15 protein-coding genes are annotated in these 15,468 nt (G+C 63.5%); 8 read left to right on the top strand and 7 right to left on the bottom strand.

Annotated features, from left to right (window positions below):
• Positions 1 to 76 precede the first annotated feature (76 nt).
• The 5 genes from AACH40_RS07405 to AACH40_RS07385 all read left to right on the top strand — a co-directional run bounded on the left by AACH40_RS07405 (position 77) and on the right by AACH40_RS07385 (position 4,015).
• A complete protein-coding gene (locus tag AACH40_RS07405; RefSeq protein WP_338645198.1) occupies positions 77 to 1,087 on the top strand; it encodes a threonine ammonia-lyase in 1,011 nt (336 codons plus the stop codon).
• A 97-nt stretch (positions 1,088 to 1,184) separates the two neighbouring features.
• Positions 1,185 to 2,420, top strand: coding sequence for a DUF3419 family protein (locus AACH40_RS07400; RefSeq protein WP_422394890.1), 1,236 nt, complete (start codon positions 1,185 to 1,187; stop codon positions 2,418 to 2,420).
• A 41-nt stretch (positions 2,421 to 2,461) separates the two neighbouring features.
• A complete protein-coding gene (locus AACH40_RS07395; protein ID WP_338645196.1) occupies positions 2,462 to 3,073 on the top strand; it encodes a class I SAM-dependent methyltransferase in 612 nt (203 codons plus the stop codon).
• Between the two features lie 51 nt (positions 3,074 to 3,124).
• Positions 3,125 to 3,550 (top strand): MAPEG family protein, encoded by a 426-nt coding sequence (locus AACH40_RS07390; RefSeq protein WP_338645194.1) that lies wholly within the window; start codon positions 3,125 to 3,127, stop codon positions 3,548 to 3,550.
• Between the two features lie 30 nt (positions 3,551 to 3,580).
• Complete coding sequence (locus AACH40_RS07385) at positions 3,581 to 4,015, top strand: MAPEG family protein (RefSeq protein ID WP_169494164.1); 435 nt, start codon at positions 3,581 to 3,583, stop codon at positions 4,013 to 4,015.
• A 61-nt stretch (positions 4,016 to 4,076) separates the two neighbouring features.
• Here the strand turns inward: AACH40_RS07385 and AACH40_RS07380 are convergent, their stop codons facing one another.
• The 7 genes from AACH40_RS07380 to AACH40_RS07350 form a co-directional block, all read right to left on the bottom strand.
• Positions 4,077 to 5,282 carry a class I SAM-dependent RNA methyltransferase gene (locus AACH40_RS07380; protein ID WP_338645192.1) on the bottom strand — a complete coding sequence of 402 codons (1,206 nt, stop codon included), beginning with the start codon at positions 5,280 to 5,282 and terminating at the stop codon, positions 4,077 to 4,079.
• Positions 5,279 to 6,703 carry an NAD(P)H-hydrate dehydratase gene (locus AACH40_RS07375; protein WP_338645190.1) on the bottom strand — a complete coding sequence of 475 codons (1,425 nt, stop codon included), beginning with the start codon at positions 6,701 to 6,703 and terminating at the stop codon, positions 5,279 to 5,281. Before AACH40_RS07375 ends, AACH40_RS07380 begins: the two co-directional genes overlap by 4 nt.
• Complete coding sequence (locus tag AACH40_RS07370) at positions 6,687 to 6,983, bottom strand: hypothetical protein (RefSeq protein WP_338645188.1); 297 nt, start codon at positions 6,981 to 6,983, stop codon at positions 6,687 to 6,689. Before AACH40_RS07370 ends, AACH40_RS07375 begins: the two co-directional genes overlap by 17 nt.
• A gap of 61 nt (positions 6,984 to 7,044) precedes the next feature.
• On the bottom strand, positions 7,045 to 8,895 hold the full coding sequence (ilvD, locus tag AACH40_RS07365) for a dihydroxy-acid dehydratase (RefSeq protein ID WP_338645186.1): 1,851 nt from the start codon (positions 8,893 to 8,895) through the stop codon (positions 7,045 to 7,047).
• Between the two features lie 110 nt (positions 8,896 to 9,005).
• Positions 9,006 to 9,734: an N-formylglutamate amidohydrolase gene (locus tag AACH40_RS07360; protein WP_338645184.1), complete on the bottom strand. Its 729-nt coding sequence runs from the start codon at positions 9,732 to 9,734 to the stop codon at positions 9,006 to 9,008.
• Entirely contained in the window at positions 9,734 to 10,537 is an 804-nt protein-coding gene (locus AACH40_RS07355; protein WP_338645182.1) for a 4-(cytidine 5'-diphospho)-2-C-methyl-D-erythritol kinase, read from the bottom strand. Before AACH40_RS07355 ends, AACH40_RS07360 begins: the two co-directional genes overlap by 1 nt.
• A gap of 84 nt (positions 10,538 to 10,621) precedes the next feature.
• A complete protein-coding gene (locus AACH40_RS07350) occupies positions 10,622 to 12,271 on the bottom strand; it encodes an electron transfer flavoprotein-ubiquinone oxidoreductase (protein ID WP_338645180.1) in 1,650 nt (549 codons plus the stop codon).
• Between the two features lie 100 nt (positions 12,272 to 12,371).
• Between AACH40_RS07350 and AACH40_RS07345 the strand changes: the two genes are divergently transcribed.
• The 3 genes from AACH40_RS07345 to moaB are packed head-to-tail and all read left to right on the top strand — an operon-like array spanning position 12,372 to position 15,440.
• On the top strand, positions 12,372 to 13,145 hold the full coding sequence (locus AACH40_RS07345; protein WP_338645178.1) for a hypothetical protein: 774 nt from the start codon (positions 12,372 to 12,374) through the stop codon (positions 13,143 to 13,145).
• On the top strand, positions 13,142 to 14,923 hold the full coding sequence (locus tag AACH40_RS07340; protein ID WP_422394889.1) for a lytic transglycosylase domain-containing protein: 1,782 nt from the start codon (positions 13,142 to 13,144) through the stop codon (positions 14,921 to 14,923). Before AACH40_RS07345 ends, AACH40_RS07340 begins: the two co-directional genes overlap by 4 nt.
• Complete coding sequence (moaB, locus tag AACH40_RS07335; RefSeq protein ID WP_169494154.1) at positions 14,913 to 15,440, top strand: molybdenum cofactor biosynthesis protein B; 528 nt, start codon at positions 14,913 to 14,915, stop codon at positions 15,438 to 15,440. Before AACH40_RS07340 ends, moaB begins: the two co-directional genes overlap by 11 nt.
• Positions 15,441 to 15,468 lie beyond the last annotated feature (28 nt).

Here is a 15,468-nt window from a genome sequence, read left to right as displayed (position 1 = left end):
GTCGAAACATGAAAGGTGGTCGCGCATATCCACATCGGGGCGCGACAGGCATGGCGTGCGCCTTTAGGCTAAAGGCATGACAAACCCAAGTCCCCACGAACCGACAGACCAACTGCCGCTGCCAGAACGCGAGCCGACCCGTGAGGGCGTTCTTCGGGCAGACGCAAAGATCGGCCAACTCCTTCCTGAAACTCCCTTGGTAGAGCTTGATCTGCCAGCAGGTGGATCGGTGCTGTGCAAGGTCGAAAGCTTGCAGCCAGTCGGCGCTTTCAAGATCCGCGGCGCCTGGCACCGTCTTTCGGACCTGAGCGAGAGAGAGCGGGCCCGGGGTGTGATCGCCGTATCGAGCGGAAACCACGCACAAGGCGTCGCATGGGCAGCGGCCAGGCTGGGAATTGCTGCCACGATCGTGATGCCCTCCAATGCACCGGAGGTGAAGCTTGCTGCGACACGCGCGTTGGGAGCGGACATCGTGCTTTACGATCGCATGCGCGAATCGCGGGACGCCATTGCGCGCGATCTCTGCAATGAGCGGGGCGCGGTTCTGGTCCACGCCTACGGCGATCCATGGGTCATCGAGGGACAAGGCACGGCAGGCATCGAGATTACTCTCCAAATGGCCGCTCGCGGGCTGGGGTCACCGACGCGCATCGTTTGCCCTTGCGGGGGCGGTGGACTCGCATCCGGTCTCGCACTGGCGTGCCCGGATGCGCAGGTCGTGCCAGTCGAGCCCGAAGGGTGGGACGACGTCACCCGCAGCCTTGCAGCCGGTGGAATCCTCACACTCGGCTCCGCTCCTCCCCCCACAACATGCGATGCCTTGCAGACGCCGTACACTTTTCCCGTCAACTTCGCGGTCATGTCGGCGCATGGCATGGTTGGCGTGACCGTCAGCGAGGCCGAAGTTCGCCGGGCACAGCGCCTTGCCTTCGCACGGCTGAGACTGGTCATCGAACCGGGTGGAGCCGCCGCGCTCGCCGCCATCTTGGCCGGAAAGGTGCCGCACGATCACGGTACGGTGGTCGTGCTTTCAGGCGGGAACGTCGATCCTGCCGCCTTTGCACAAGTGCTGGTGGGGTCTGACTGAAACGAAGACTTGCCACAATATCGCAACGCGACGGTCGTAGCCGGCGCGGCGGAAGGGTGTTCCCGCCCGACGCTCGTGCAAGACCGGAGCCACGCCTATGCAGATCAGCACGCCCCAATTTGCCGCCGAAACGCAGAAAAAGGTTGAAAGTGCCGTCGTGCGCAAGGGCGTCGGCATGGGCACGCGCCTTCTGGACCAGGCTTTCACCTTTGCGTTTCGCGGCTTGGTCTATGCCCAGATCTGGGAAGATCCGGCCGTGGACATGGAGGCGCTGCAGGTTGGGCCTGACAGCCGCGTCGTCGCCATCGCAAGCGGCGGATGCAACGTGCTGTCCTACCTCGTCGCCGATCCGGACAGGATCACTGCCATCGACCTCAACACGGCGCATGTCGCGCTCAACAAATTGAAGCTCGCATCGGCGCGCCATCTGCCCGATTATGCGTTGTTTCGCCGCTTCTTCGCAGAAGCAGACAGCAAGGCGAATATCGAAGCCTACAAGACTTTCGTCGCCCGACACCTCGACGAAACGACGCGCCGTTACTGGGAAGGTCGCGATCTGACCGGGCGCCGTCGCATCAATGCCTTCGGGAAGAACATATACAAGCGAGGTTTGCTGGGTAACTTCATAGGGATAGCTCACCTTCTTGCAAAGATTTATCGCATCGATCTGTCGCGCATCCTCGCCGCGAATTCGGTCGAGGAACAGCGCGCCGTGTTCGAGGCCGAGATGGCCCCCGTGTTCGATCGAAAGTTCGTCCGCTGGCTGACCGAGCAGCCGGCTTCGCTGTTCGGCCTTGGCATCCCGCCTGCGCAGTTCGATGCGCTTGCTGGCGATCAACCCATGGCGGAGGTGCTGCGCAGGCGCCTGGCCAAGCTCGCCTGTGACTTCGAAGTCAGCGACAACTACTTCGCATGGCAGGCTTTTTCGCGTGGATATGGCCGCACGCCCGATTGCCCACTTCCACCCTACCTCCAAGCCGAAAACTGGCAGACGGTCCGCAACCGTATCGATCGGGTCGAAGTGCTCCACGCCAATATGACTGAATGGCTCTCGAGCCAGGCCGACGCATCTCTCGATCGCTATGTGCTGCTCGATGCGCAGGACTGGATGACCGACGCTCAGCTCGATGACTTGTGGCGCCAGATCACCCGGACCGCGAGCAGCGGTGCTCGCGTGCTGTTCCGCACCGCGGCCGAGCCGAGCCTGCTGCCGGGCCGCGTGGACGATGCGCTGCTGTCACGATGGACATATCACGCGGATGCCAGCCTCGATTACACCCGCCGCGATCGCTCATCGATCTATGGCGGCGTCCATCTCTACGAGTTGAAGTGATGGCAAGCGTCGCAACGCCGAGCACAGGACATGGAGCCCTGATGGACGCGGTCTACCGCCGACAGAAGCACATCTATGACGTCACGCGGAAATACTACCTGTTCGGGCGCGACAGCCTCGTGGCAGAGCTTGACGCGGTGCCAGGAACCTCGGTGCTGGAAATGGGGTGCGGGACTGGCCGCAACCTCGCCCTGATCGGCCGGCGCTGGCCAAGGGCGGAGCTGCACGGCATCGATATCTCGAGCGAAATGCTTTCGGTAGCGCGAGAGCGGGTTGGCAAGACTGCCGTGCTCGCCTTGGCTGACGCCACGAGCATCGATGCACAAGCGCTGTTCGGCCGAGACCAGTTCGACCGGGTGGTCATTTCCTACACCTTGTCGATGATCCCCGTGTGGCGGGAAGCGATCCATCATGCGGCGTCGCTGCTTGCGCCGGGAGGTTCGCTGCATGTCGTCGATTTCGGCGATTGCGATGGCCTTCCCGCGCCGCTCCGCGCTGGCTTGCGCGCTTGGCTGAAGAATTTCCATGTCACCCCTCGCACCGATCTTGGAGCTGCACTAGCCGCGGTCTGCGAGGACGGCCCCTTCACTGCCACGACACGCCGCGGTCCTTTGGGATATTTCCAGATCGGGAGACTGACCCGCAGCATTTGACAACTTTCTGAGCGTTCCGCACTCTCCCGGGCAAAAGACGGGAAGGAAGATATGCAGAAAGAGATGCTCGCGCCGGCAAGCGTGCTCGTCCTGTGGTCGCTGGTCATGCTGGTATGGATGGCCCTCGCCCGCCTTCCCGCGCTTGCGAAGCTCGGTGGCCTGGCCAATGCAAAGCCTGGTGGCCGGGGGCAGGATCTCGAAGGCGTTCTCCCCGACGCAATAAATTGGAAATCGCATAATTACAGCCATTTAATGGAGCAACCTACGTTGTTCTATGCGGTTTCGGCGATCCTTGCGCTGACCGGGGCGAGTGCCGTGGATGTGGCGCTCGCATGGACGTATGTCGGAATCCGGATCGTCCATTCCTTGTGGCAGGCGCTCGTCAACCGGGTGCCGATCCGCTTCGCGTTGTTCATGGCCTCGACGCTGGCGCTGGCAACTCTTGCCATACGGGCAGTCGCGATTACGCTGACCTGAGACAAAGGTTGAAGAAGGGGGAGAATGACAATGATTGGAATGACCATCCTTAAACCAGTCGTCGCACTGGCGGCGTGGACGATGATCATGTGGATCTGGATGTATGCCACGCGCATCCCGGCAATCTCCAAATTGCCAAAGCCGACCGAACCCGGCGCAGATCAGGGATGGACAGGGGCCATGCTGGAATCGCTGATCCCGCGCGAGATCCAGTGGAAGGCCCACAATTACAATCACCTGCATGAAGCACCGACGGTGTTCTATGCGGTGTGCATCGTACTGGCGATGATCGGGCAGGGCGATGGCCTGAACACAACGATTGCGTGGGTCTATGTTGCCCTGCGCATCGTTCATTCGATCTGGCAGTCGACCGTCAACAAGGTCGGCATCCGCTTCCTGTTGTTCGCGCTCTCCAGCCTGGCGCTGATGGCGCTCACTCTGCACGCCGCGCTAGCGGTGTTCTGAGCACGCATCTGCAGAAATTGGAGCGGATAGCGAGGACTGCCGGACCTGAGTCCGGCGGTCCTCAGCCGGCGCGAACGAACAGGCTGGCCAGTTCGACGTGCGTGGTCCACCGGAACTGTCCGACCGCACGCAGGGCCGCGAGCCGATAACCTCCAGCTATGAGGCTCGCGGCGTCCTTTGCCCAGCTTGCCGGATTGCAGCTGACGTAAACAACCCTTGGCACCTTGCTGGCGGCGATCTGACCGACCTGCTCCTTGGCTCCTGCCCGCGGTGGATCGAGCACGACCCCGGCAAAGCGATCAAGCTCGTCGGTTCGCAACGGATTGCGGAACAGGTCGCGGTGCAGCGCATGGACCTGCCGCCCATTTGCGCGGGCGGCCGCCTGGCAGGCCAGATGAGCATCGCGCGCCGCCTCGACCGCGAGAACCTTTGTCTGCCCTTCGGCCAACGCAAAGGCGAAGGTGCCGAGCCCCGCAAACAGATCCGCAATCGTCGCGCTACCCGCGAGCCACTCGCGCGCCGCGGCAGTCAATGCAGCTTCCCCATCGCGCGTGGCTTGAAGGAAGGCCCCGGGCGGAAGGCTCACCGGCGTTTCGCCGAGCGTCACGGTGACCGGATCCGGCTCCCACGTTGATTCCGGCCCGAAGCCGCTATCGAGCGTGAGGCGGGCCAGATCATGATCCCGGGCAAAGTCGAGCAGTGCTTCGGTTCGCGCAAGATTGTCAGCGCTCAGACCATTCAGCCCAAGCGCGACGCCTTGGTCAGCGAGGGTCATTTCGACGTCGACGACCAACTTGCGCTCGCCCCAGCCTTCCAGCAGTCGCCGGATCGGCGCCACCACTGCGAACAGTTCGGGCGCGAGAACATGGCATTCGCGCATGTCGACGATCTTGTGGCTTCCCTGCTCGCGAAAGCCGAGAACGACGCGCTTGCCGATGGCCTGCGCGTGAAGTGTCGCGCGCCGGCGAGAGTTGGCCGGCGACAGATGGGCAGGTTCAGCTGGAGGTGGGTCGATCCCCTGCCCCAGCGCCGCCCCTTCGACGCGACCGAACACGTATTCCTCGAGCGCACGGTCCGACAAGTGCTGCAACTGGCAACCACCGCAGGCCGGAAAGTGGCGGCAGGGTGGATCGACATGATCGGGCCCTCGTGTCAGCGTTCCGTCGGTCTCAACGACGTCACCCGGAGCCGCAAGCGCGACGTACCGCCCATCTGCAGTCTGCCCCTCGCCCTTTGCGGCAATGCGGATGATCCGGCTGCCGCTCATGCGAGCGCTCCGGCAAGAGCACGTCCCGCTGCCTGAGCAAGCTCATTCGAGGTAAAGGCCGGGCCACACAGCCGCGCAGCTTCGCCATGAAGCCAAACCCCCTCGCAGGCCGCCCGCAGCGTTTCGCCATGAACGGCAAGCCGGCTTGCAATCAGGCCGGCAATCACATCCCCCGTCCCGGCGGAAGAGAGCCAGCTCGAAGCTCGTGGGGCGACGACCACGCGACCCGAGGCATCGACAACGATACTGTCCGGCCCCTTCAGCACCACCGTCGCGCGCGCTTGCTTCGCCAGAGCTTTGGCGCGGTGGAGCCGGGTGCCATTAGCAGGCAGCAGGAACGCGCGTTCGAGCGCTGCCATTTCGCCTTCATGAGGTGTCAGGATTGTGGGGGCTTTCAAAGGAATGTCTTGAGCAAGCAGCATCAGTGCGTCTGCGTCAAGGACGGTGGGGACGCCGCGCGTGACGACGGTCTCCAGATGGCGGCGCGCCGTGTCGTCCCGCCCGAGGCCAGGCCCCAGCAGCAGCGCAGCCAGGCGCGGATCTGAAACCAGATCGTCGATGGCACCCGCCGTCGTCACCAGTTCTGGCAAGGGCGCTACACACGCCGCGAGCCGTGAATCAGGATGCAGCAGCTTGACGTACCCTGCCCCGACCCTGAGCGCGGCCGTTGCAGACAATATCGACGCCCCCGGCATAGCTCCAGAAACGATACCGAGCAGTCCGCGACGGTACTTGTGCGCGTCAGGCGCTGGCGCTTGAAACCGTGGGCGGTGCAAAAGGCAGGGAGCGTCCTGTCGCAACGTAATGCCGATATCAACGAGGCGGAGCACGCCCATATTGGCGCAAGCGGGCATGGTCCAGTGGGCCTGCTTCCAGGCGCCAAGTGCAATCGTCACATCGTTCTGAGGCAGATCGTGGTTGAGCGGCGCACCGCTGTCGCTTTCGATTCCACTCGGCAAGTCCACCGCTACGGTCAGGTGGTGAGCGGCGGACAATCCCTTGACCAAGGCCAGGAGGTCTTCCGGCAAGGCCCGGGTCAGGCCGCTTCCGAACAGGCAGTCGACAAAAACATCACCCGAAACAATGACATGGCCGTCCGTTACGTTACCCTCAAACAAGTGTCGCGCATTGATCGCAGCGGCTGTCGCAGGCTCTCGCGCCGCCACAACCGTCACCGGATTGCCGTGCTCCATCAAATGGCGCGCAATGACGTAGCCATCGCCTCCGTTGTTGCCAGGGCCACAAAGGACGGTGACGGATCTCCCTGCGGCAAGACGGCGAACATATTCGCCCGCGCCACGTCCCGCCACTTCAATGAGTGCTTCTACAGACAGCCCGCCCGCCACCAGTTCGTCTTCCGCCGCACGCATTTGTGCGACAGTGAGGATCTGAGACAGCGTTACGTCACGGGGTTGCGTCATCGGATGGACCGGTATCCGGCTTGAGAGTGGCGGGGAAGCGATATCGATCCTGTCCGACGCTGACTTCAAGCACGCGATCACTTACCCAGTGGGCCATCGATTCCTCGACGCCATCGGCGGCGATCACACCACGCCCGTCTGCAACCTTTTCAAACCGGCGGAACATCCCGTCGGGGGCGGCAACGACGAGCACCGTCCGGCCGTTCTGCTGCGTTTCTTCGACCGTGCAGTCGAGCGTAAAGTCGCTTGCGCCGGCCAGTGCGCAATCGATGTGGCGCAAGGGTGGCCCCGCCTCACCCCCGCGCCCGCAGGCAGCGAGGGCGAGCAACGGAAGAAGTGCCTCAGTTCTTCGCATCGAGCTGCGAGAGATCGCGCACCGCGCCGCGGGCCGCGCTGGTCGTCATGGCAGCATAGGCCTTGAGCGCGGTCGAGACCTTGCGCGACCGTTCCTTGACCGGCTTCCAGCCTTTGGCATCCTGCGCTGCGCGACGGCGAGCGAGCTCATCCTCGGACACCTGGAGCACGATGGAGCGACCCGGAATGTCGATGGCGATCACATCACCGTTTTCGACGAGGCCGATTGCCCCGCCTTCCGCTGCTTCGGGAGAGACGTGACCGATCGACAGGCCCGAGGTGCCGCCCGAGAAGCGCCCGTCGGTCAGCAACGCACACGCCGCGCCCAAGCCTTTCGACTTGAGATAGCTCGTCGGGTAGAGCATCTCCTGCATGCCAGGGCCGCCCCTGGGCCCTTCATAGCGGATCACCACGACGTCTCCTGCAACCACCTGTCCGGTGAGGATGGCGGTAACTGCGGCGTCCTGACTTTCGAATACCTTGGCAGGGCCCGTGAACTTTAGGATTTTTTCGTCGACGCCGGCAGTCTTCACGATGCAGCCATCGAGCGCGATGTTGCCGGTCAACACCGCGAGGCCGCCGTCCTTCGAGAAAGCATGCTCTGCCGAACGGATCACGCCGTTCTCGCGGTCGACATCGAGCTCCTTCCAGCGGCGATCCTGGCTGAACGCGACTTGCGTCGGCACGCCACCCGGCGCGGCGCGGAAAAATTCTTGGACGGAGGCGGAGTTTGTGCGGGTAACGTCCCACTGATTGAGCGCATCGCCCAGCGTGCGGCTGTGCACCGTCGGAAGGTCGGTATTGAGCAGTCCGGCGCGGTCGAGTTCGCCGAGGATCGCCATGATCCCGCCGGCGCGGTGCACATCCTCCATGTGGACGTCGGCCTTGGCCGGGGCAACCTTAGAAAGGCACGGCACCTTGCGGCTCAACCGGTCGATATCAGCCATCGTGAAATCGACCCCTGCCTCGTGCGCCGCTGCGAGCAGGTGAAGCACGGTATTGGTCGACCCGCCCATGGCGATGTCGAGGCTCATTGCGTTCTCGAACGCCTCGAAGCTGGCGATGGCGCGCGGCAGGACGCTTTCGTCGTCCTGCTCGTAATAGCGCTTGCACAGATCGACAGCCAGCCGCCCAGCTTCCAGGAACAGGCGCTTGCGATCTGCATGGGTGGCAAGCGTCGAGCCATTGCCAGGCAGCGAAAGACCGAGTGCTTCAGTCAGGCAGTTCATCGAATTTGCAGTGAACATGCCCGAGCACGAACCGCAGGTCGGGCAGGCCGAACGCTCGATCGTCTGCACTTCTTCATCGGTGTATGCTTCGTCGGCGGCGGCAACCATGGCATCGACCAGGTCGAGCGCGACTTCCTTGCCGCGCAGGACGACCTTGCCCGCTTCCATCGGGCCGCCGGACACGAACACCACCGGAATATTGATCCGCAGCGCAGCCATCAGCATGCCGGGCGTGATCTTGTCGCAGTTGGAGATGCAGACCATGGCGTCGGCACAGTGCGCGTTGACCATGTATTCGACGCTGTCGGCAATCAGGTCGCGGCTCGGCAGCGAATAGAGCATACCGTCGTGCCCCATTGCGATCCCGTCATCGACCGCAATGGTGTTGAATTCCTTGGCAACACCGCCCGCTGCCTCGATCTCGCGCGCAACCATCTGGCCAAGGTCCTTGAGGTGGACGTGGCCCGGAACGAACTGGGTGAACGAATTGACCACCGCAATGATCGGCTTGCCGAAGTCGCTGTCCTTCATGCCCGTTGCGCGCCAGAGGCCCCGCGCGCCGGCCATGTTGCGGCCATGGGTGGTGGTTCGGGAACGATAAGGGGGCATGCGAAGGGCTCCGGCTTTCAGTGCGTTGTTTGCTTTTTGCGACCTTCGCTTCCCCTAACGCAGCAAACGTCACCCGTCGAAAGTTAATTTTGTGACGATTGTCCCCCTCGTCACCCCTCGAGAGCGATCGCGATGAGGTTCGCGATGCGAACCAGACGATCGGCCCACGCCCGCTGTGCCGAAGGATCGGCAATGAGATCCTGCCGGATCTCGATGCCAAGATAGGGCCGTCCATCGGCCTCGGCGTGGCGGTTCATGGTCGCGTTCAGCAGGCGACCGGAATACGGCTGCTGATCGCCGACATTCAGGCCCTCTGCCTCCAACAGCGGAATTGCCCGGCGGGCGGCGCGATCGTCCTCGTTATAGAGTATGCCGACATGCCACGGCCGCGGTTCGTCGCTGCTGGCAAGCTGCGGCGTGAAGCTGTGCAGCGAAAGGATCAGCGCGGGCGGCGCTGCCTCGATCGTCGCTGCCAGTGCAGCGTGATAGGGCCTGAAAAAGCGGGCGAGCCGCGCTTCATGGCCGGCGTGATCGAGCGCATTGCCGGGAATGGCATGGCCATCGCTGGCGATCGGAACCACGCTCGGAAGGTGTTCGTCGCGATTGAAGTCGCACACAAGCCGGCTGACATTGCCCTGGAACGCGGAGATCCCGGGATTGCCTGCCATGATCTCGCCGATTGCGCCGACACCGATGTCGATAGCAACGTGCTGCTCCAGCAGGGAAGGCGCGATGCCGAGGTCGATATCGTCGGGAACGCGGTTGGACGCGTGATCGGACACGACGAGGATGCCGCCAAAACGTGGCGTTCCGACGATCCGGAAGGCTTCGTGCTCCATCAGCGCAGCGCTCCTGCAAGGCTCCACCATCCGGTCGGCAGGGCGCTCTGTGCCGCGTCCCGTTGCTCTGCAGTGTCGTAGAGCGCGAAACAGGTCGCTCCGGAACCGCTCATCCGCGCGAGCCACGCGCCGCTCGCGGACAAGCCGGACAAGACGTCCGCAATCTGCGGGACGAGCGCGAGCGCCGAAGCCTCGAGATCATTGCGTCCTCCGCTTGCGATCTCGCGAACGCTGCCCTCGGGCATAGGGCCACGATCGACACCATCCCACCCCTTGAACACAGGGCCCGTCGAGAGCGGGATGCGCGGATTGACGAGCAACACGGGCGATCCTGAGAGGTCGTTCGCGACAGGTTCCAGTTCCGTGCCCGTGCCCCGCCCGATGCAGGTCCTGCTTTCGACGCAGGCAGGAACATCCGCGCCAAGCCGCGCTGCACGGGCATGCCAGTCTTCGGGCAAGCCATATTCGTCCCGCACCATCCGGAACACGGCTCCCGCATCGGCCGAGCCCCCGCCCAACCCGGCGGCAACCGGCAGCCGCTTGTCGAGCGTCACGTGCCAGCCGCTCCCGCGAGGCAAGGCACCAAGCGCCTTCGCCACGATGTTGTCGAACGGGTTGTCGAGCGTTCCGGCAAATTCCCCGACAACATGCAAGCGGTCCTGCCCACAAGCCTGGGCGGTCAGGCGGTCGCCCGCATCGACGAAGGCGAACAAGGTCTCAAGCTCGTGGTAGCCATCGTCACGCCTTCTGCGGACGTGCAGCGCTAAGTTGATCTTGGCGTAAGCGGTTTCGGTATGGGCCATGCCGATGCTCTGAAACCAAACGAGGCGCCGGAGCAAGCCCCCGGCGCCTCGCATTTCGAACCGCGCGATCGATTGCGTTACCGATCACATGTTCGGATAGTTCGGGCCGCCGCCGCCCTCAGGCGTGACCCATTCGATGTTCTGGGTCATGTCCTTGATGTCGCAGGTCTTGCAGTGCACGCAGTTCTGCGCGTTGATCTGCAGCCGCGGAGCGCCTTCCTCGACGCCGACATACTCGTACACGCCTGCCGGGCAGTAGCGCTGTTCCGGACCGGCATAGATCGGAAGGTTGACCCGCGTCGGGATGGTCGGATCCTTCAGCTTTAGGTGGCTCGGCTGGTCTTCCTCGTGATTGGTGCCCGAAAGAAACACGCTCGACAGCCGGTCGAAGCTGATCACGCCATCGGGCTTGGGATACTGGATCGGCTTGAACAGATCGGCCCGCTGCGTCGCCTCGCTATCGCGGTGGTGCTTTAGCGGCTTGGCGATACCGAATTTGAACAGCTGGCGTAGCCACATGTCCGCGCCGGCGAGCACGGTGCCGAGTTCGCCGCCGAACTTGGCGATCAGCGGCTGTGCGTTCTGCACCTTCTTGAGCTCGGTTGCGATCCAGCTTTCCCGGACGGCGGTGTCGTATTCCACCATGTCGTCCTTTTCACGGCCTGCGGCGATGGCGGCATTGATCGCCTCGGCGGCGAGCATCCCGCTCTTCATCGCGGTGTGGCTGCCCTTGATTCGCGGCACATTGACGAAGCCTGCCGAGCACCCGATCAGCGCACCGCCCGGGAAGGACAGGCGCGGCACGGACTGCCAGCCGCCTTCGTTGATCGCGCGCGCGCCATAGGAAACCCGGCGACCGCCTTCGAGAATCTTGCGGATTTCCGGGTGCTGCTTCCAGCGCTGGAATTCCTCGAACGGGTAGACGTAGGGGTTGGCGTAATCGAGCGCCGTCACGAAGCCCAAGGCAACCTGGTTGTTGGCCTGGTGGTAAAGAAACCCGCCGCCCCAGGTGTTGCTTTCCGACAGCGGCCAGCCCTGCGTGTGGATCACGCGGCCTGGAACGTGCTTTTCGGGATCGATGTCCCACAGTTCCTTGATGCCGATGCCATAGACCTGCGGCTGGCAATCGCGCTCCAGATCGAAGTGCGCCTTCAGTCGCTTGGTCAGGTGCCCGCGCGCGCCTTCGGCGAACAGCGTGTACTTGGCGTGGAGCTCCATTCCCGGCTGGTAGTCCGGCTTCTTTTCGCCATCCTTGCCGATGCCCATGTCGCCCGTGGCCACGCCCATGACGGCGCCATTTTCGTCGAACAGCACTTCAGCGGCAGGGAACCCCGGGAAGATCTCGACCCCCAGCTCCATTGCCTGTTCAGCCAGCCAGCGACACAGGCTGCCCAGCGAGCCGGTATAGTTGCCGTGGTTCGACATGAAGGGCGGCATCGGCCAGTGCGGGATGCTCATCTTGCCCTTGCGGCTCAACACCCAGTGCCAATTGTCGGTCACCGGCGTTTCGGCCATCGGGCAGTCCATCGAGCGCCATTCCGGCAACAGTTCGTCCAGCGCCTTCGGATCGACGACTGCGCCAGACAGGATGTGCGCGCCGACCTCGGACCCCTTCTCGAGAAGGCAGACCGAGATATCGGGGTTGACCTGCTTGAGGCGGATGGAAGCCGCCAGACCGGCCGGACCGCCCCCGACGATCACGACGTCGTACGGCATCGATTCCCGTTCACTCATTCCCCAGGCTCCGCTTAAACGCTCGATTGAATTATTCCCCTGCCTTGAAAGCTGCGGCGAGCAAGGTCAATACCGCCTTCGTGACTGGACATAGAGACAGGTGAGCGGCGCGACGGACTCCGATGGCGCCTGGCTGGGCGAAGCGATCAGCGGCGCGCTGGACTGGTGGCGTGATGCTGGGCTCGACTTCGCCTTCGTCGATACGCCGCAGGATTGGCTTGCAGCTGCCGCCCCGACGCCAGCTGACGGCAGGATGGCCCATGCCCGGACCAAAACCGAACCAGAACAATCCGTAGCGGCGATCCCGCTGGCAGGTGGAGCTCGCGATAGCTGGCCCGCCGTGCTGGAAGCATTTGCACCGTGGTGGCTGGAAGAGCCCTCGCTCGCTCCGGCCGGGTTGCAACGTGTTTCCCCTTCCGGCCCTACCGGGGCGGCGCTGATGGTGCTGATTGCCATGCCGGAGGCCGAAGATTCGGATACGCTTCTTTCCGGCCGTGGAGGCAAATTGATCGATGCGATGCTTGGGGCAATCGGCACAGATCGGAGTAAAACCTACCTAGCCTCGGTACTACCGGCGCGAATCACAGCTCCCGATTGGGCCGATTGGAAGGCGCGTCGGCTTGGCGACGTCCTGCAACATCACATCGCGCTCGTAAGGCCGCAGCGACTTCTTGTGCTCGGCAGATCCCTCGTCTCGGCGCTGATCGACAACGATTCGCCGCATAGTCTTTCGAATTTACCGTCGTTTAACCATGAAGGGGGCAGCACGCCTGCAATGGCGACATACGACTTGGATGCGCTGCTCGCGCGCCCGGCCTTCAAGGCAAGTCTATGGAACCGCTGGCTGGAATGGACGGGGAACCAAGAAGCGTGATCAAGGGACGACAATCCCGGGCGGGCCTTGCGGCCTTGGCCACATGCATTTCGCTCGCCGCAGCGATACCCGCACAGGCCAACAGCGCGGCGGTCGACTACTTCCGCAGCCGCGCCGATCGCACGGCTGTTCCCACTTTGCTCAGCCAGGACGATCGCACTTATTATAAGAGCCTGTTTGGCGCGATCGAGCGGGAAGACTGGAACGCTGTGCAGCAGATGCTTGCCCAGCGTGCTGATGGTCCGCTTCATGCCGTGGCCAAGGCGCAGTATTACCTCGCCGCAAATTCGCCCAAGGCAGAGCTTCAGCCGTTGACCGACCTGCTGTCGCAGGCGCCGGACATGCCGTGGTCGGACCAGATCGGCCGCCTGGCGCTCAAGCGGGGCGCAACTGCGCTGCCCATCACGCCCCCTGCCACGCAGGCCATGTTCAACGTGCCGACGCTGTCCAAGCGGCTGAAGCCGCGCTCGATTGCCGACGGCACGATGCCTGACAGCATCGCAGCGGCAATTACCGACCGCATCAAGAATGATGACCCGCTGGGCGCTCGCCTGCTGCTCGACGGGGTGGATGCCACGCTGTCGAACGAAGCGCGCGCCGAATGGCGCCAGAAGGTGGGCTGGGCCTTCTACATCGAAAACGACGATGCAAATGCTCGGCTGATTTCGCTCTCGGCGTTCGAATCGGGCAGCGGCGCCTGGGTTCCCGAAGCACTGTGGACCGCAGGGCTTGCCGCCTGGCGCATGGACGATTGCATGGCGGCGGGCGAAACGTTTGAACGTGCCGCAGGCATGGCTTCGAACCCGGAGCTTGCGGCCGCAGCAAATTATTGGGCAAGCCGTGCCTGGCTGCGGTGTCGCAAGCCTGAAAAGGTATCAGCCTCACTACGCGCGGCCGCCCGGAACCGGGATTCGCTGTACGGCATGATGGCTGCAGAGGCGCTCGGGCTGCGCGAAGCAGTGCCCGCCGCCGCGCCGGATTTCTCGGATCAGGACTGGCAGCAACTGCGCACGGTCAACAACGTGCGCCTTGCCGTCCAGTTGGCGGAAATCGGCGAAGATGGCCTCGCTGACGAAGTCTTGCGCTATCAGGCCCGCATCGGTGCGCCCGGCCAATATGCACCGCTTTCCCGCCTTGCTCGTGATCTTGGCCTGCCCTCCACCCAGCTGTGGATGGCCTACAACGCACCAGCCGGCGCCCGTGCGGATGAAGCTGCTCGCTTCCCCGCGCCGAAGTGGACCCCGGCAAACGGGTGGAAGGTCGATCCGGCACTTCTTTTCGCGCACTCCCTGCAGGAATCGAACTTCCGCACCGCGGTCACGAGCCCGGCAGGCGCGAAGGGCCTGATGCAGGTTCTTCCCGGCACGGCGCGCGATCTGACGAAGATCGATCCCCTGATGATTGGGCGTGAAAAGCAGTTGGACCTTCCCGACGTGAACCTCGCGTTCGGCCAGACCTATCTCTCCCAGCTGAAAGCCCGGCCGGAAACCCAGGGCCTGCTGCCCAAGGTAATCGCTGCCTACAATGCGGGGCCGATGCCCATCGGGCGCTGGAACGTGGAAGTGCGCGACAAGGGCGATCCCCTTCTCTGGATGGAATCTATCCCTTACTGGGAAACGCGCGGCTACGTTGCGACGGTCATGCGCAATTACTGGATGTACGAAAAGCAGGCGGGCGGACCTTCGGAAAGCCGCGTCGGACTCGTCCAGGGCATGTGGCCGAAGTTTCCCGGCCTCGATGGTGCGCAGAACGTGCGGATGGCCTCGCGTGGCAATTGACCAGACCCGCACTTTCAAGCCGATCAACATAGCTGTCCTCACCGTCTCCGATACCCGGGGACCGGCAGAGGACACTTCTGGCGACATCCTTTGCGAGCGCATCAAGGGCGCCGGTCACAAGCTCGCAGCGCGCGCGCTGGAAAAGGACGATGCCGACCGCATTGTCAGCCGCCTCAACAACTGGATTGACGATCGGGCCGTGGACGCCGTGGTGATCACCGGCGGAACCGGACTCACCGGCCGCGATGTTACGCCCGAGGCGCTGGAGCGGATCAAGACCCGCGACATTCCCGGATTTGGCGAATTGTTCCGGTGGCTCAGCTTCAAGACCATCGGCACGAGCACCATCCAGTCGCGGGCCTGCGCAGTCGTCGCTCGCGGAACCTACATCTTCGCGCTTCCCGGGTCCAACGGGGCGGTGAAGGACGGGTGGGACGGCATCCTTGCCGAACAACTCGATAGCCGCAATCGGCCCTGCAACTTCGTCGAATTGATGCCGAGGCTGCTCGAGAGCTAAGTGCGCGGTCGGCGCTTGCGCCACTGTT

Origin of the sequence: Novosphingobium olei (assembly GCF_037076535.1) — a bacterium.
Classification (GTDB): Bacteria; Pseudomonadota; Alphaproteobacteria; order Sphingomonadales; family Sphingomonadaceae; genus Novosphingobium; species Novosphingobium olei.
This window is presented reverse-complemented; position numbering and strand designations above follow the sequence as displayed.